This is a genomic window from Treponema bryantii, assembly GCF_900111035.1.
Lineage (GTDB): Bacteria > Spirochaetota > Spirochaetia > Treponematales > Treponemataceae > Treponema_D > Treponema_D bryantii_C.
Map to the genome: position 1 here is coordinate 187,238 of NZ_FOFU01000003.1, position 16,697 is coordinate 203,934.

14 protein-coding genes and 1 riboswitch are annotated in these 16,697 nt (G+C 38.6%); of the genes, 7 read left to right on the forward strand and 7 right to left on the reverse strand.

The features are described 5' to 3' along the window. Positions 1 to 12: 12 nt before the first annotated feature. Complete coding sequence (locus BMY21_RS07295) at positions 13 to 222, reverse strand: FeoA family protein (RefSeq protein ID WP_074642297.1); 210 nt, start codon at positions 220 to 222, stop codon at positions 13 to 15. 137 nt (positions 223 to 359) lie between these two features. Here BMY21_RS07295 and BMY21_RS07300 point away from each other — a divergent pair, with 137 nt between their 5' ends. The 3 genes from BMY21_RS07300 to BMY21_RS07310 all read left to right on the forward strand — a co-directional run bounded on the left by BMY21_RS07300 (position 360) and on the right by BMY21_RS07310 (position 3,798). Continuing rightward, on the forward strand, positions 360 to 1,022 hold the full coding sequence (locus tag BMY21_RS07300; RefSeq protein WP_074642299.1) for an HAD family hydrolase: 663 nt from the start codon (positions 360 to 362) through the stop codon (positions 1,020 to 1,022). Further along, positions 1,015 to 1,205: riboswitch (cobalamin riboswitch) on the forward strand. Its footprint overlaps the gene before it by 8 nt. Positions 1,206 to 1,260: 55 nt before the next feature. After that, complete coding sequence (locus tag BMY21_RS07305) at positions 1,261 to 1,779, forward strand: hypothetical protein (RefSeq protein WP_074642301.1); 519 nt, start codon at positions 1,261 to 1,263, stop codon at positions 1,777 to 1,779. Between the two features lie 51 nt (positions 1,780 to 1,830). Beyond that, entirely contained in the window at positions 1,831 to 3,798 is a 1,968-nt protein-coding gene (locus tag BMY21_RS07310) for a TonB-dependent receptor plug domain-containing protein (protein ID WP_074642302.1), read from the forward strand. Here BMY21_RS07310 and BMY21_RS07315 read toward each other — a convergent pair whose 3' ends face one another. From BMY21_RS07315 to BMY21_RS07335, 5 genes are all read right to left on the reverse strand, one after another. Further along, complete coding sequence (locus BMY21_RS07315; RefSeq protein ID WP_074642304.1) at positions 3,799 to 5,331, reverse strand: NFACT RNA binding domain-containing protein; 1,533 nt, start codon at positions 5,329 to 5,331, stop codon at positions 3,799 to 3,801. It lies immediately after the preceding gene. 2 nt (positions 5,332 to 5,333) lie between these two features. Beyond that, the gene (gene ilvB / locus BMY21_RS07320; RefSeq protein WP_074642307.1) at positions 5,334 to 7,052 is read right to left on the reverse strand and encodes a biosynthetic-type acetolactate synthase large subunit; all 1,719 of its coding nucleotides are present in this window, start codon (positions 7,050 to 7,052) and stop codon (positions 5,334 to 5,336) included. A 199-nt stretch (positions 7,053 to 7,251) separates the two neighbouring features. After that, positions 7,252 to 9,855, reverse strand: coding sequence for an AAA family ATPase (locus BMY21_RS07325; RefSeq protein WP_074642310.1), 2,604 nt, complete (start codon positions 9,853 to 9,855; stop codon positions 7,252 to 7,254). A gap of 26 nt (positions 9,856 to 9,881) precedes the next feature. Continuing rightward, positions 9,882 to 11,138: a hypothetical protein gene (locus tag BMY21_RS07330; RefSeq protein WP_074642312.1), complete on the reverse strand. Its 1,257-nt coding sequence runs from the start codon at positions 11,136 to 11,138 to the stop codon at positions 9,882 to 9,884. A gap of 14 nt (positions 11,139 to 11,152) precedes the next feature. Then, complete coding sequence (locus BMY21_RS07335) at positions 11,153 to 11,770, reverse strand: TP0733 family outer membrane beta-barrel protein (RefSeq protein WP_074642314.1); 618 nt, start codon at positions 11,768 to 11,770, stop codon at positions 11,153 to 11,155. 100 nt (positions 11,771 to 11,870) lie between these two features. Here BMY21_RS07335 and folD point away from each other — a divergent pair, with 100 nt between their 5' ends. Then, positions 11,871 to 12,743 carry a bifunctional methylenetetrahydrofolate dehydrogenase/methenyltetrahydrofolate cyclohydrolase FolD gene (folD, locus tag BMY21_RS07340; RefSeq protein WP_074642317.1) on the forward strand — a complete coding sequence of 291 codons (873 nt, stop codon included), beginning with the start codon at positions 11,871 to 11,873 and terminating at the stop codon, positions 12,741 to 12,743. A 2-nt stretch (positions 12,744 to 12,745) separates the two neighbouring features. Further along, positions 12,746 to 13,516: a GTP cyclohydrolase FolE2 gene (gene folE2, locus BMY21_RS07345; RefSeq protein ID WP_074642319.1), complete on the forward strand. Its 771-nt coding sequence runs from the start codon at positions 12,746 to 12,748 to the stop codon at positions 13,514 to 13,516. A gap of 364 nt (positions 13,517 to 13,880) precedes the next feature. Here folE2 and BMY21_RS07350 read toward each other — a convergent pair whose 3' ends face one another. Further along, a complete protein-coding gene (locus tag BMY21_RS07350; RefSeq protein WP_074642322.1) occupies positions 13,881 to 14,882 on the reverse strand; it encodes a LacI family DNA-binding transcriptional regulator in 1,002 nt (333 codons plus the stop codon). Between the two features lie 93 nt (positions 14,883 to 14,975). On the opposite strand from BMY21_RS07350, the gene miaB reads away from it, so the two are divergent. Together miaB and BMY21_RS07360 are read left to right on the forward strand one after the other, a co-directional pair. Then, on the forward strand, positions 14,976 to 16,349 hold the full coding sequence (gene miaB / locus BMY21_RS07355) for a tRNA (N6-isopentenyl adenosine(37)-C2)-methylthiotransferase MiaB (RefSeq protein ID WP_074642718.1): 1,374 nt from the start codon (positions 14,976 to 14,978) through the stop codon (positions 16,347 to 16,349). Positions 16,350 to 16,357: 8 nt separating this feature from the next. Beyond that, positions 16,358 to 16,693: a LapA family protein gene (locus BMY21_RS07360; protein ID WP_074642324.1), complete on the forward strand. Its 336-nt coding sequence runs from the start codon at positions 16,358 to 16,360 to the stop codon at positions 16,691 to 16,693. Positions 16,694 to 16,697: the final 4 nt, after the last annotated feature.

The window sequence follows — 16,697 nt, forward strand, 5'->3', positions numbered from 1 at the left end:
AAATGTACTGAATTAAACTATGATTTTTTGAGCCATTTCTTTACTGATGGCCACACGGCTTTCCTTAATCTGAACGATTATATTACCGCACATCTTTGAAATAACAGACACTTCGGCTCCGGCTACAAAACCCAGATTTTCCAGGAAGCGTCTTACTTCTTCTTTTCCATTGATTTTTTTGATCAGAAACTTGTCATCCTGACAAGCCATAGTTAAAGGCATTTTAGTTAACTCCCTCTAACATACTGTTAGATTAGACTAATATTAGTATTAACTAACAGGTTAGTCAATACTATCAAAAGAGAAATAATTTTTCTATTAAATTGTATTTTTTATTTCATTGTTATATATTGATGCGTATGAAATACTCACTTGCGATTTTTGACATGGATGGAACAATCCTTAATACTCTTGATGACATGACAGATTCTCTGAATGAGATTCTTACAAAATACAACCTTCCGCTTCATACTGTAGATGAAGTACGTTTTATGGTAGGAAACGGAATTCCAAAGCTGATCGAACGTGCTCTTGCAGACGGCCGCAGCAATCCTCAGTTTGAGCAGATTCTTGCTGATTTTATTGCATATTACGAAAAGCACTGTGCAATAAAAACCGCTCCTTATGATGGAGTAGTGGACTGTATAAAAACTCTCCGCGCTGCTGGAATCAAAATTGCTGTAAATACAAATAAGGTTGAGCCTGCCGCCATTGCTCTTTGTGATGACTACTTCCCGGGCCTTTTTGATATTATTTCCGGCAGCCGTCCTGGAATGCCTCCTAAGCCTGCACCAGACGGAATCTATGAGATTCTGAGCCGTGCCGGTATGGATGGAAAATCTGAAGGTCAGCGCGCAGTGTTCATCGGCGACTCAGATGTAGACATGCAGACAGGAATGAATGCCGGCCTCGATGTAATCGGTGTAGACTGGGGCTTCCGCGGTAAAAAGTTCCTCGAAGAACACGGCGCAAAAGTAATCATGATGAATGCCGCAGAGCTTGCCGGATATCTTACAAAATAACACGTTTTATGCTATATTTTTTTGTGTATTTCAATGGAATCAGGTGCAAGGCCTGAGCTGAATGCGCAACGGTATGAAGATAAAAACGACATCTGAAATACAGCCACTGGACCGTCTGGTCTGGGAAGGCTTCAGATGCAAATGCTTCAAGCCCGGAAACTTTGGTACACACCTTTCGTATGAAAGGATATCTCTCTTTTTTGGGAACTGCGCAGTCTCGGTTCCCGGGTAGGAAATAATGAAAAATTTAAAATTTTCTCGTTTGTTCGCAGCAGCTCTCGTTGTTGCATGTTTGGCTCTGACTGGATGTAAACCAGAGACAGAAGAAGTTCTTGTTGAAAAAGTTAGCATTGTTCGACCTGTTGATTCATCTGATAAAATTATTGGTAATTGGAGAGGTCAAGAGTATAGTGATAAGTTTGAGATAACAACATCAAATTATAATAATTATTATTCTTATAATGGTGATGTTTTATATTATACAACTAATAATCTTTATATTAGAGAAATTGATGAAACTTCTGGATATGTTTATTCTCAGTTTTATGATGGAGACAAGATTGGTTATAATGCGACTGTTGGACAGTGGTATGCTATATACTATTTTGATTTAACTGAAGATGCTGTAAAAATATCGCAGGCAGCAGGTCCTAAGGGTGGCTGTGATACTCTTAAAGAAGTTGTTGAAGAGTTTACTGTAGAACTTGGTTACATGTCTGAACAGGAAGGAAAATATTCAACTTGTTCCAGAGAATAATATAAAACTCGTCATTACGTGATACTAATATATCTCGTAATGACGATATCTATGAAACATCGTTTTTTATTCTTTTCATTATTCATTCTTTATTTTCTCTGTTTTGCTGAAGAAGCAGAAATCCTCCTTCCTGAAATAACGACATATATTCCAGCCTCTGTAGAGCAGAAACTTGTAATTACAGCAGATGATATTGAGTCTGCACATTATGAGAGTCTATCGGAAATAATTGAACACTGCGGAATTCAGATGCTTTCTTATGGGCCTTATGGACTAGAAAGTAAAGCAAGTATTCGTGGATTTACAGACGAAACAGTTCGAGTTGTTATTGATGGAATTTGTGTGAATAATGCACAAAATGGAACTTTTGATTTTTCTTCTTTAAATCTTTCTGCTATAGAGAAAATTGAAATTATTCGTGGAGGATTTACAGAAGGTGTAGAGGATGAAGGTTCAGTTGCAGGTGTTATTTATATTACCATGAAGAAAGTTGAACTGAAACCTTCTCTTAGTACAGATGTTTCGCTTAAAACTTTTTTCAATTCTGAGCGTCCTCTTGATAGCTGTTTTCAGAAAATCAACTATGAAGGACGACTGGCGGAAGCGACTTTCTTAAATGCTAGTGGTACATTAAATTATGCACAAAATCGTTACCTTTATAAAACCGACAGATCAAATAACCTTTGTAATGGAATTTTTGGCAGTATAATAGAAACGGGAAACTGGAAGAGTCAGGAAAATGCTCATGTTATAGATGGACATGCATCTTGTTTTCTGACACATTATTTTGGAAATGGAAATTATTTTTCAATTGGTGATTTTTTTTATGCCGGTCATAAAAATTGTCCAGGAGAGTTTAAACCTATAAATCCTGGTTTACAGAGGGATTATAATAATACCCTTTCGTTTACTTTATGGAATCCTGCTGTTTCAAATTTCTGTAATATAAAAAACAGTATTGTATGGTCGTGTAATAATCAGTTTTATAAGAATCAAGCCAGAGCAGAAAATAGCAGTCATTACTTAAATGCTGTTAAATATACAGGAACTCTTGAAGCAACTTCTATAGCAGGTGGCAGAGTTCAGCAACTGGCAGGTCTTTCCACAGATTTTACAAACTTGAATTCAACAAATGATGGAAAGCATAATCAGTGGTCAGGAGTTATAAAATCAACAACAAGAGTTTTTGCAGGAAAAGGATGGTCTTTCAGCTTTCCTATGGCTGCTAAATTTTGCGTAAATGATGATAAATTAAACTTTGCCTTTGTTCCAAAACTTGGTGCAGCATGGCAAACAAATATATTGGGATCAGACTATACTCAACTTCGAATAAGCCTTGATGTTTATCGTATGGTTCAGTTTCCAAATATGAATGATCTGTATTGGAATGATGCAGTTTTACACGGAAATCCGAATCTAAAACCTGAATATGGATGGGGATCAGATTTGTGTTTTGCTGTAAATGGTATTCAATTTGGGGCGTCAGAAAGTAAAAGAGGTACTTCTCAAGTTAGTGGAAGTTTAACTATTTTTTCTGATTACTACAAAGATAAAATTAAGTGGGGATCTGGAACAACAGAGAATCTTTCAAGTGCATTCTATCTTGGTGTGGATTTTAATATAGAAGCTGATTTCTTCAATAAGTTTTGGATTTTAGATATTAATGGAGAATACTTGTATAACAGACTACTGGATAAATCTCAAAAAGAAGAATATGGAAATCGTATTATGTGGACTCCTGATTTTGTTTGTACAGTTATTAATTCATTCAATTTTGAATTCTTGAAAATAAAATTGAGTGTAAGTTATACAGGAAAAAGATTTATCGCGAATACAAATTGCGAATATCTAAAACCTTATTTACTTGTCAATCTTGCTGCAGAAGGCGTAGAACTACGTAATAAGTTTACACCTTATATTAAGATAGATAACCTTCTTAACTGGCAGTATCAGTCCGTAACAAATTTTACAATGCCCGGCATTTCTCTAACCCTCGGCGGAAAATACAAATTCTTTTAATTACAACTGACTTTCTGCACGCAGAGAATCCAGACGGGCGAGTCGTGACTTATCAGGTTCTATACAAAGATTCTTTTCCTGAGTTGGAAGTACAAGTCCTTTTGGACCGTTTTTTGCGCGGCGAAGATATTTTACGTGAGTATAGTAAAGGTCTGTTTTTCCGGCGTTGCGGGCTTTTGAATAATAAACTGCAAGATTAGCTGCATCCAGCAGAATATCCAGAGGGACAGTTTTTCCTTTGCGGGCTTTTATAAAAACATATCCGCCAGGGAAATCACGTACATGGAGCCACAAATCATCGCCCCGAACATGATGACGGAGAAGTTCGTCGTTCTCATTTGCATCACGGCCTACGAGAATGTACCAGCCGTCCACCGTGTAGTCGAGTCCAGGATGAGTTTTCTTCTGCTGCTGTTTTGGAGTCGTATCACGTCGCAGCAGCTGTTCTATTTTTACAGGATTTTTTTCGTTCTTAATTTCTTCATAAAGAGCATCAAGTTTTTCCAGCTGCTTTTTCATTATTTCGATATCATGAACGAGTTCTTCGCTTCCACTTATAGCCTTCTTGTATTTTTTGTAATATTCGGCTGCATTGTCCTGTGCATTTTTTTTAGGATCAATCATAAGGCGGACAGTTTTTCCAGACTCGTAATCTTCGCATTCAAGGAAATTACTGTGTCCGTCTATCATATAGCCGTAAGAAAGAATAAGGTCGCCCTGATGTTTTAACTGTTCTGCATTCTTGAAAGATTCCTGTTTATCTTCCAGATTTTTAAGAGCCGATTCTTTTTTTGAGCGGGTAGAGTTGTACCACTTTTCAGCCTTTTCAAGCAGTGATTCTCTCGAGAGTGTATCAGAGTGTTCCGAGTACCACCAGTCGATGTAGGCGTTGAAGGTTGGATGTTCTGACCATTCACGGACCGGGAACCGCACCAATGCCTCGGCCACCTTCTGTTCATCCGCGGCGGGCTCCGCGAACTTTTCATCCTTCATTTCCCCACGTTCTGGTCGGCGGAACATTGGTTCAAGAATAGTGCCGTCCGTGTCGCAGAGAAGAACATTCGCAGCATTATTCCAGAGCTTAATGTAAAGAATGTAGTTTTCTTCAATTTCAACAGACTCACCCTGAGCTTCAATTTCATCCTTGCTGAGAACCGGCTTTTTAACCAGTGAAATATGCACGGTGCCCTTTGCTGCACCCTTCGGTTTTTCTTCAACCAGACGGCTGAGTTCCATTTTAATAACGCGCTCAACTCCAATCTGTTCAACCGAGTTTATGCGGCAGCCCTTAATACGGGCGCGGAGAAATTCCATAAAGCGCAGCGGCTTATCGTTCTTTGTAATTTTTCGTCTGGTCTCATTAAGGCGTACCGAGTTCTGGGCAGTACAAATCAAAACTGTTTTTGCATTGCCTTCTTTATAAGTATAAAGTGCAAGTGTGTCATAACCCGGCTGAATTATATCCTGAATGAATGCACCTTCAAGATTAAGCTCTTCGAGAATCAGATTTATTTCATTACAATTGAGTGACAATTTTAATCCCTTATTGAATCTATATTTGCTTTACCACCAGGAACAAATGGAAGTACGTTTTCTTCAGAATCAACACTTACCCTTACAAAGCAAGGCTTGTTCTGACGGTTATTGTCAAAAGCTTTTTTATACCATTCTGCATCGCTGTCGGCATCAATAGCTTCAATTCCAAAACCACGTGCAATTTCAAGAAGATCTGGTGAACGTCCAAAAACAGAAGCACTGTAATTCTTATCAAAAAGGAATTTCTGCTGCTGATAAACCATGCCCAGTGTTCCGTTCTGGAAAACGATTACAGTTACCGGAAGATTAAGTTCAGCAAGAGTTGCCATTTCCTGAACATTCATCATGATTGAGCCGTCACCGCTAAAGCAAACAACTCTACAGTCAGGATTAGCAACTGAAGCACCAATTGCAGTAGGAAGTCCAAAGCCCATAGTTCCAAGACTGCCGCTTGTTAGGAAACTGCGTGGTCGTTCAACAGGGTAATACTGAGCTGCCCACATCTGATGCTGTCCAACGTCTGTAGTTGCAATCAGTTTGTCTTTTGACATTCCTGCAGCTTCTGCATATTCAGGAACTTTAGAAATAAGTTCACGAGGATTTGTAAGTTTTTCATTCTTTGGACGGCCGCATTCAAGAGAGAAGTGTTCCTTGCGGAGCTTAGCCATCTTTTTAAGCCAGCCTTCATCACTTGTAATTTTCTTTTCTGCAATCAGTTGTGCAATTACAGGGAATACAGACTCAACATCTGCAACTACAGAAATAGAAGCCGGGATAATCTTATCAACTTCGGCAGCATCAATATCAATATGAATGATTTTTGCATCCGGGCAGAACTTTGAAACAACGCCGGTTGCGCGGTCATCAAAACGAACTCCGGCTGCAATTACAAGGTCTGAATCATGCATGGCAACATTTGCGGCATGATTTCCGTGCATACCAACCATACCGATATACATCTCGCTGCTTTCTGGAATACAGCCGATTCCCATAAGACTTGTAACAACAGGAAGTCTGTAATTCTGTAAAAAGCTCTTAATACCACTTACAGCTTCTTCTGAATTACAGCCACCACCACAATACAATACAGGACGTTTTGCTTTTGAGAGGGCCTCAGTGATTAAGCCTATCTTCTCAGAATATTCATCAATTGGTGTGTGGAATTTTATATCATGAAGGCGAACCTTTTTAATGTCCGGCCATACGTCAAAATCACATTCTTTAAGCTGTACATCACGTGGTACATCAATAAGAACAGGACCTGGTCTTCCTTTTAATGCAATTTCAAAAGCCTTAGGAATTGCTTCCAGAAGTTCATAAGGATTTTTTACCATTATAGAATGCTTTGTAATTGGGAATGAAAGTCCGAAAGTATCTGCTTCCTGGAATGCATCAGTTCCAATCAAAGTTGTATTTACCTGACCTGTAATTGCGATGATAGGGATAGAGTCTGCACGTGCATCTGCAATTGCTGTAAGAAGATTCATAGCTCCAGGACCACTTGTTGCAAGACAAACGGCAGGCTTGCCTGTAGAGCGAGCCATACCCTGTGCAAAAAATCCGGCTGCCTGCTCGTGGCGCACAAGGACGTGTCGGATTGAAGAACGATTAAGCTCGTCATAAAGAGGGAGAATAGAACCTCCCGGAATACCTGCAACGGTTTCAATTCCGTACATCTCGAGTAATTTAACAATGATTTGTGCGCCTGTGTATTTCATTATAAATCTCCTGTGCTGCTCCAGCTGGAAAACAAAAAAGCTCCCCTAACCGGAGAGCTTCTCTTATATTTTTTGCTTATCACAAAGTATATAACATTCACTCTCTGGTTATTTATTAACCACAATGACGAGGACTGCTACGACTTTGACTAAAGCATTGAATTTCATATATTGTATTTTCCAAATTTTTGGCGTTGTGTCAAGACATCTCAATTGTAAAGAACGCAACTTCGCTTTTCCATTCAAAAAGTGTACGGTCGCAGGCTGCAAGCATAAGGTTTACGATTTTCTGAAGTTCTGCATTGCCGCAGGCTTCACTCATTTTTGCACCATATGCTGAAGATTCTGGTGTAAACCATTTTTCGATTTCTGATGGAGTTATGCGGCGTTTTTCAGTGAGAATCTGTGAGGCAACTTTTACCTTAAATCCTCTCTTTCTGAAAAGGTTTGCAATGAAAATGCTGTCCCATGAGAAAAGCTGGTTGTCTCTATCACCAAAGAACTCCTGTTCAGCAGCTTCCATTTTATCTAATGTTTCGCGGAACTGTCCAAGATTATCTGGAGATAGAATCTGTTTACGTACAAGTTCGCTGATATGCTGTCCATGACAAGGGATTTTTTGAGAAATGATAACTTTCCAGTTTTTAGCAAGCGGACATTCGTATGCAAAATCTTCGCCGGTTTTTTCTACTCCCTTATCTATATCAGCATAAGGTACAGAAGGTGTATCAGGTTCATCAGAATCCTTCTGAGGTGTCATAATTCCAGAAAGACAATCAGCAAGAGCAATAATAGAAGGCTCACTCGCAAATGGATCTGTAAAGAACAGACGGTCAAAAATGACCCCGTTATACTGGAATTTTACGAGAATATTATAAAAATCTTTCTGGGTAAGGAAATCTGTGGAGATTGAAGTTCCGCGATGCTGTAATATAGGGCGGTCAAGACTTCCAAGAGTACGGCCATACTGTTCAAGAATCTGTTTTCCTTGTTCTGTTCGGCATACACCACAGGTAACACCTTCCGGGGTTTTACGGGCAATTTCCCAAAGTAAAAGACCGCTGTCTGCATTCCAGATGAGTGAGCGGTGATGGCGCAGAAGTTCGGCCATAGAAGTCATTGTATCGCGGATTCCAAGCAGAACCTCGGCTCTGTTAGAATCAAGTCTCTGCTGCCAGAAACGGTCTGCACGGTTGAATACAACTTCTTTTGCAGGATCCTTAGGACTGAATGTAAGATTTTCTTCTTTCTTTTTATTTCCGCTTTTGAAATGTTCGTTTACCCACCATTCAGAAATAGGATTTTCTCCATATTCTGATTTTTCAAGACCATCATCATTTGCACCGGCAGAAGCTTTTATCTGTCTGAATATGTTGATAGAACCTGTTTCTTCCGGAGAAGATGCAAGTTCATCAGATGTATACTGCTCGTGACTCTGTGTCTTTTCAAGAATTGCTGCAATCTGAAGTTCGCGGCGCGAAAGAACTCCGTCTCTTATTGTTGCTTCATAGCCCTGTGTGCTTGGATTATAGAAAACCCTGCCGCTTAAGGTATCCGGCAGATACTGCTGTGCAACCCAGTGGTCGCGGTAGGCGTGAGGGTAGAGGTAGCCGGCTCCATGTCCAAAGCCCTCTGCATCTCTGTTGTTGTCTCGCAGATGGTTTGGAACTTCAGAATCCTCTTTTTCAACGCTGGCCAGTGCATCAAAAAATGCCATACTGCTGTTCGATTTAGGAGCAGTCGCAAGATAAAGTGCTGCATGTGTGAGGAAATAGCGGCCTTCCGGCATACCAACTCTGTCAAATGCATTTGCACAGCTTTCTACAACTGTAATTGCATTCGGATCTGCAAGACCGGTATCTTCACAGGCAGAAATAAGCATACGGCGGAAAATAAAATGAGGATCTTCTCCTGCTGCAACCATTCTTGCAAGCCAGTAGCAGGCAGCATCAGGGTCACGTCCTCTCAAAGATTTTATAAATGCAGAAATTATATCGTAGTGATAGTCGCCGTCACGGTCATAAAGTACAACTTTTTTCTGAATAGATTCTTCGGCGGCTTCTTTTGAAATATAAATCTTTGTTCCATAAGCCGGCACCGGTGGATCTGAATATGGCGACCATTTTTCCGGAGTTGTTTCAATCGCAAGTTCAAGTGCGTTCAAAAGAGAACGGGCATCACCATTGGCTGTTTCTATAAGATGTTCAAGAGCCCCTTCTTCAAACTCAACCTTCCAGTGCCCGTAACCGCGGTCAACATCAGTTAATGCCTGATGAGCTGCTTTTTCAAGGTCGTTATAGGTCAAAGGCTTCAACTGGAATACACGGGAACGTGAAACCAGAGCCTTGTTTACTTCAAAGAAAGGATTTTCTGTAGTAGCACCAATCAGGATGATTGTACCGTTTTCTACCCATGGTAAAAGTGCATCCTGCTGACTTTTATTCCAGCGGTGAACTTCGTCTACAAATAAAATTGTTCGCTGTGAATAAAGGTTATAGTAATCTTCTGCCTGCTTAATTGAGTCACGGATATTCTGAACACCGGTAAGCACGGCATTTAATGTCAAAAAGTTAGATTTTGTATGATTTGCAATTACACGGGCGAGGGTAGTCTTACCACTACCTGGCGGGCCGTAAAAAATTATGGAAGTAAGCTGATCTGCGGCAATGGCGCGGCGTAAAAGCCGGCCTTTACCTACAATATGATCCTGTCCGATATATTCATCAAGATTTCGCGGCCGCATGCGGGCCGCAAGAGGTTCCTGAGTCAGTTTTATCTGTTCAAATAAAGAGTTTTCTGACATTTCTCTCCTGATTATTTATCGGAAGGTTATTCGCGGTTCCAGTTACCTCTATCAGGATAGTATGACCAGAGTCCGATATTGCCAAAGCCAGAACCTGTACCATAGAACGTAATTGCAGCATACAGGTTACTTTCTGATTCTGTTTTATCAGGTGTTGCATTAATTAAAGCAAGTACAATATATGAACTTGTAATCTGGAATGTTGCGTTGTTCTTGAAAGTCGTGATTTCCAGATTGCCTTCTTCATTAAAAATTGCTCTTCCTATACCACCAGCAGTTGGTTTAGATGAAGTTGAATTAGAACCAAGATATCCATAACCAATAATAATTGAATCCGTTGTTGTTGCTAAGGAATTGATTGTGTAATCTCCATCAACATAACCTTCTTTACTGCCTTTATAATACAGACGTTTTGAACTATTTGTATAATAGTAAAGAGTTGCATTATCTTTATAGGTTTCATTTGTTGTAGCAACTGTTGAGGTAAAGAATTTTAGTTCGTCATCAAAGAAAGCAGCAGAATTTGCAACTGGAATATAATCTTCATTGTCAGATGGAGTTGGATCAATTATATCTGTAGTTGAAATAGAGTATTCAGAAGGCATAGATGATTCATCAAATTTATCAAGTCCTGTTAATTTATAATAATGCCACTTATTATCTGTAGAACTATAACTTCTAATAAAAGCAGCTCTATGATCTTTTTTAGGAGCATTTGTCTGGAATACTCTGAAATTTGAAGAATAAAGTGTGTCGCTTGAATCTGTTATTTCAACAATTGGGAACAGAGTTGGATTATTTTCTGTAATGAGGATCCATCCTGCATCTGTTGTTTTTAATGAATCACTAGATTCTGTAATTTCAGCTCCCCAGAGTTTGATATTAGCTGGATAAGTAAGTCCTTCTATTTCTGTATGTGTATTCTCTGCAGTAATAAGATAAAGATACTTATCGTTTGCAAGAACTGTAAGAATCTGTTCTCCTGAAAAGGTTGTAGAATCATAATCATATTGATTCAGTGAAAATGGAAGAGAGAACTTTTTCCATGAATCATGGGTTGTATTATCCTTCTGTTTATATCTAAGGCCTCCATCAGCAGCAAGAAACAGATATTCACCAGATTCATCTGAGCCAGCTGTATATCGTGTAATACTGGTGATGGCTCCAGAAACAGTAGCTTCTTCTGGTGCAACGTCTTCTCGAATTGCTTCATATATAGGCTGCTGACAGCCAGTGATAAATAAAATAGAAGCTATTACTATAAATAATATTGTTTTTTTCATTTTTACATCCTGTTTTAGAAGTGATAGCGGACAGAAAGACCTACGCTTGTAAATAAACCATTGTCAGATTTGTAGCCTTTGTAGATATTGTTTTCATTGTTTATTTTTCCAAATAAGAAAAACTCTGGAATCCAATAAGTGTTTGAACTGATTCCAAAAGACCATGTTTCAGAGAATCTGTAAAAAACTCCGGCATTGAATTTTGCTGCAAAGGCAGGGAAATAGGTCATAGACTGACATGTCTGTGTTGCAAAACCTATATTGAGCTGCAGTGGAAACTCAAATTTTCCTACGTAAGGCTGGAACATTACACCAAATGTTACAGGAACTGAGAAAAGTGATTTTTTTCCTACAGAGCGATTATAAGCAACTATTAAATCTCCACCAAGAGCAAGGTATTGATTGAGGAATCTGTAATATCCAATGGATACGAGACCTCCAACTTTAAGCTGAGAGTCAAAGTTTAATGGAAAATTAGCAGCCAAATCAATTTTTAAGAACTGGTCTCCGGCACCGTTCTGTTCATAAACATAGCCGTCGTCATATTCTTCATCATCGTCATAATAATCTTCTGCAAATACAGCAGCGGATAATAAAAGAACGGCTGATAATATGGAAATAAAGCGTTTCATATTGCGACCTTTTTTTTATTTCAGTATATTTTGTTACTATAAGAATATACTGTTTTTATAGCAGTTTATCAATAAAACAGAAAGGAGCTATGAAGGTTACATGAGCGCAGTTATTATCGACGGTAAGCAGGTTGCTGCAGAGGTTCGTGCGGAGGTTGCAAATAAGGTCAGTGAGTTGAAAAAGAAAGGAATTGCACCTTGTCTTGCAGTAATTCTTGTAGGAGAGAATCCTGCCAGCGTAAGTTATGTTACAGGCAAGCAGAAGGCACTTGCAGAAGTTGGTATGGTAGACCGTTCTGTACATCTTCCAGAAAGCACAAGCGAAGAAGAACTTCTTAAGCTTATTGATGAACTTAATGCAGATGACAGCGTTCACGGAATCCTTGTTCAGCTGCCACTTCCAAAGCATATTAATGAAGAAAAAGTTATTATGGCTATCTCTCCTGAAAAGGATGTTGACGGTTTCCACCCTGTAAGCGTTGGTAATCTTATGATTGGCCGTCCAGGCTTCCTTCCTTGTACACCACATGGAATTATTGTCCTGCTTAAAAAGGCTGGAATTGAGACAAGCGGTAAGCATGCTGTTGTAATCGGCCGCTCAAATATCGTTGGAAAGCCGGTTTCTATTCTTCTTGCACGCAAGGACGTAAACTGTACTGTAACAATGTGTCACACTGGTACTAAAAATATGGCAGAAATTACACGTCAGGCTGATATTATCGTTGTAGCAAGCGGACATCCTCACACTCTTACTGGTGATATGGTAAAAGAAGGGGCAGTAGTAATTGATGTTGGTGTAAACCGCATTCCAGATTCTACTAAAAAGTCTGGTTTCCGTTTGATTGGAGATTGTGATTTTGATGATTTGAAGGAGAAAACTTCATTTATCACTCCTGTTCCGGGTGGAGTAGGACCTATGACAATTGCAATGCTCATGCAGAATACTCTTGAGAGTGCAGAAAGAAAGGCTTAAAAATGCGTGATATTCAAAATGAAGAAGACACCCGTGCCGTACCTCTTCAGAAGGTTGGGGTAAAGGGTGTAAAATATCCAGTTGTCGTTCTTGATAAAACTGCATCAAAACAGCATACGACAGCAACTGTAGATTTATATGTAAATCTTCCTCATAATTACAAAGGTACACATATGTCTCGATTCATTGAAGTGTTCCATAAATATCATACGGATATTTCGATGCATCATTTTCTTGATATGCTTGAGGAGATTCGAGTAAAACTTGACGCACAGAAGTCTTTTGGCCGTATAGAATTTCCATATTTTATAGAAAAAAAAGCTCCTGTTACAGAAGCGTCTGGAATTATGCAGTATAAATGCTCTTATGAAGGCGAAGTAAGTGAAGATGGAGACCGTAAGTTCTATATTTCAATTCAGGTTCCTGTTGCAACCCTTTGTCCATGCAGTAAAGCAATCAGTGAATATGGAGCTCATAATCAGAGAGGACTTGTAAGTGTTCGTCTTCTATATAAAGAGTTTTTCTGGATTGAAGATGTAATTACTACAATAGAAAATTGTGCTTCTACTCCATTATATTCACTCCTGAAACGTAAGGATGAAAAATATGTTACAGAACATGCTTATGAGAATCCTCGTTTCGTGGAAGATGTTGTACGTGAAGTGTATTTAGGATTAAAAAAGCTTGGATTTACCAGTTTTTCTGTAGAAGCAGAGAACGACGAAAGTATTCACAATCATAATGCATACGCATTTGCAGAATATTCCATATAAAAAAATAGAGCCGTCAGAAACTCTGACGGCTCATATTCTAATACGTAAAATACCAAAAGACCCAAAAACTGTTTTTTAAATAATTATTTTGTTTTTAACTTATTTTTAAATACTTGTTTTACTCGCCCTTTTTTAACTTATTATTAAATTAAGGTTTTGAACTTCCGGCAAACTCATCGTTTACCTATGATTATAGTAATATGACTATAGTAATATGTCAAGAAAAAATATTGAAAATGTTAAAAAAAGTTTAAAATAGTCGAAAAACATATCATTTTAAGAATATTTTAAGGCATTTTGTGTGTGACAGAATATTACCTTAGTCATATTTAGGTAATATTGTGAGAAATATGTCTGTTTCAGGTTATTTCTGCTTTTTTACAGAGTCACGGACAACAACATTTCCGTGAACAACTTTTTTACCAATGTGGATATTAGGATTTTCGAGCTTAAGAACAATACTTTCTGCGGCGAGCAAAGCCATTGTGTTATAATTGATACTATATGTTGTAAGTTTTGGAATACCGATATCTGCAAATATACCGTCATCAAAGGCTGCAACAGAAATATCTTTTGGAATATTGTACTCAAGTCCTTCTAGATTATGAATCAGTTTGTAAGCTGTTCGACAGTCGTTACAGATAAAGGCATCCGGCATTTTATCAGGAAGAATAAGGCTTATTTCTTCACCAAAATCTGTTACATCTGGAATCAAAAGCTCTTTTTGTAAATCAAGACCATGATGAAGAAGGGCTTTTGCAATTCCCAGGTAACGGTCCATTACAATTTCAGCAAATTGAATGTTGCCGACAAAACCTATTGTTTTGCAGCCCTGTTCAATAAGGTAATTAGCCAGAGTAAAGCCTGCATAAAGGTTATCTGTTATAATTCCGCCTTCATTTACATCATCATAAATATGAGCAAGAAATAAAAATGGTTTTCCAGAATTTTTAAGGACTTGAACATATTCTTTACTCATCTGACCAAGAATAATAAAGGCACTTACTTTGTTTTCTTTTAAGATTTTAGGAAGCAGAAGAAGGTGTTCTGTTTCGTCTGAAATGATCTCTGTCATTCCATAATAATTTAACTGTGTAAGATTTGAAATGAGCGGTTGCTGAAGGGACATATAGGTAGCATTGGCATTCATACTGCGTTCTGCAATCAAAATACCAATATTATGTGAGGTTCCGTCATCAATAGTAGAGCTCTGAGCTTTTTTATAGCCAAGTTCCTCCGCCTTAGCAAGAATCTTGGCTCTAAGATCTTCACTCACCCCGTCTTTACCTGATAACGCTTTTGATACAGACATGACCGTGATGTCAAGCTCATCGGCTATGTCTTTCATAGTTACAAGGTTTCTCATTTTTATTTATTATATAGTAAAAAGAAAGTTAACGCAAAGGTATTAGTTATATATTTATAAAATCTTATTTTTTCTGTACAATAAAGGAATATGTTGACGTACTTTTTTGAAACTTATGGCTGCGAGATGAATATTGCAGAATCTGCAGCAGTTGAACAGCTTTTTATTGCACGTGGATGGAAAAAATCCGAATCTGCGCAGACTGCTGATGTAGCTGTAATCAATACCTGTTCTATTCGCGAAACTGCAGAGAACCGAATTCTTGGTCGCCTTGGCTGGTTTAATGGTCTTAAGGCTGTGCGCGAGTGTAAATTTGGTGCAAAAACAAAAATGCTCGAAGAGGCTGTTGAATATGTAAAAGACGGAGCAAAGCCTCTTACCCTGATTGTGATGGGCTGTATGGCAGAGCGTCTCTTAAAGAGCTTTCAGAAAGATTATCCTTTTATTGATTATGTCGTAGGAACTTACGCTAAGCATCATTTTTCAGAAATCATAACAGCAATTGAAGAGGGGAGAAAGCCTTATCAGATTGATGATTCGGAAAAATACCGTTTTGCATCTTTATCTGCTGAACCTGGTGCTTTTTCAACCTTTGTTCCTATCATGCACGGCTGTAATAACTTCTGTACCTATTGTATAGTTCCGTATGTTCGTGGCCGTGAGCTCAGCCGCCCTGTAGATGAAATTCTTCATGAAATTGATCTGCTTAGTAAAATGAATGTTCGTGAAATCACTTTAATTGGCCAGAATGTTAATAGCTATCATAGTGATGATGGTGTGAACTTTGCACAGCTGCTTCAGAAAATTGCAGACCATCTTCGCGAAACAAATTCGCCTATAAAATGGGTGCGCTTTATGTCTTCTCATCCAAAGGATTTTTCTGATGATGTAATTGATGTAATTGCCCGCGAAAAAGTAATCTGCCATCATATTCATCTTCCTGTTCAGAATGGTTCTACAAAGGTTCTTGAAAAGATGAACCGCCGTTATACTAGAGAGCATTATCTTGAACTTGTAGCAAAAATCAAAGAACGCATTCCTGATGTTTCTCTTACAACTGACATTATGATGGGCTTCCCTGGAGAAACTGAAGAAGATGTAGATCAGACTCTGGATCTAATGCGTCAGGTAAAATATGAATCTGCAATGATGTACTATTATAATCCTCGTGAAGGAACTCCTGCCAGCAAATGGGAACAGATTCCTGTTGAGACCCGTAAGGAGCGTCTGCAGCGTGTAATCGATCTTCAGCTGGAGCATACTCACGAGCAGATGAGTAAACGTGTTGGCAGCACTGCAATGGTTCTTGTAGAAGGTGTAAGCCGTGATAATAAGGAAGAACTTCTTGGTCAGACAGAGCAGCATGAAAAAATTGCATTTAAGGCACCTGCTTCACTTATCGGTACTTTTGTAAATGTAAAAATATCAGAACTCAGTGGTAACACTTTCCGTGGTGAAATTGTTTAGGAGATAGTATGGTAATAACACTAATTCTTATCCTTCTGATTGTCATTTTTATGGCTTTTTTCATCGGCATGAATCTTTCGAATGTCTGTACATTCTGGTTTTTTAAGACTTTTACAGAACTGCCGGTTGCAGTTCTTACACTGATTGCCTTTGGTGCAGGAATAATTTTTGCGCTTCTGTTTATTTTTGCTGCAAAAATGAAAGCTCCTGCCTCTGATGCAGAAGCTCGCGCAGCAAAAAAACTGGAGAAAAAGGCACGTGCAGAAGAAAAGCTTCGTCTGGCAAAAGAAAAAGAAGCCTCTAAAAAGGCTGCTAAAGAAGCAAAGAAAAACGAACCGATATAATATA

What these genes read in the sequence shown, in the direction of transcription:
- BMY21_RS07335 (WP_074642314.1), bottom strand. Translation starts at nt 11,770, where the DNA reads ATGAAACGCTTTATTTCCATATTATCAGCCGTTCTTTTATTATCCGCT.
- BMY21_RS07330 (WP_074642312.1), bottom strand. Translation starts at nt 11,138, where the DNA reads ATGAAAAAAACAATATTATTTATAGTAATAGCTTCTATTTTATTTATC.
- BMY21_RS07305 (WP_074642301.1), top strand. Translation starts at nt 1,261, where the DNA reads ATGAAAAATTTAAAATTTTCTCGTTTGTTCGCAGCAGCTCTCGTTGTT.
- BMY21_RS07325 (WP_074642310.1), bottom strand. Translation starts at nt 9,855, where the DNA reads ATGTCAGAAAACTCTTTATTTGAACAGATAAAACTGACTCAGGAACCT.
- BMY21_RS07295 (WP_074642297.1), bottom strand. Translation starts at nt 222, where the DNA reads ATGCCTTTAACTATGGCTTGTCAGGATGACAAGTTTCTGATCAAAAAA.
- BMY21_RS07300 (WP_074642299.1), top strand. Translation starts at nt 360, where the DNA reads ATGAAATACTCACTTGCGATTTTTGACATGGATGGAACAATCCTTAAT.
- BMY21_RS07310 (WP_074642302.1), top strand. Translation starts at nt 1,831, where the DNA reads ATGAAACATCGTTTTTTATTCTTTTCATTATTCATTCTTTATTTTCTC.
- ilvB (WP_074642307.1), bottom strand. Translation starts at nt 7,052, where the DNA reads ATGAAATACACAGGCGCACAAATCATTGTTAAATTACTCGAGATGTAC.
- folD (WP_074642317.1), top strand. Translation starts at nt 11,871, where the DNA reads ATGAGCGCAGTTATTATCGACGGTAAGCAGGTTGCTGCAGAGGTTCGT.
- folE2 (WP_074642319.1), top strand. Translation starts at nt 12,746, where the DNA reads ATGCGTGATATTCAAAATGAAGAAGACACCCGTGCCGTACCTCTTCAG.
- BMY21_RS07360 (WP_074642324.1), top strand. Translation starts at nt 16,358, where the DNA reads ATGGTAATAACACTAATTCTTATCCTTCTGATTGTCATTTTTATGGCT.
- BMY21_RS07350 (WP_074642322.1), bottom strand. Translation starts at nt 14,882, where the DNA reads ATGAGAAACCTTGTAACTATGAAAGACATAGCCGATGAGCTTGACATC.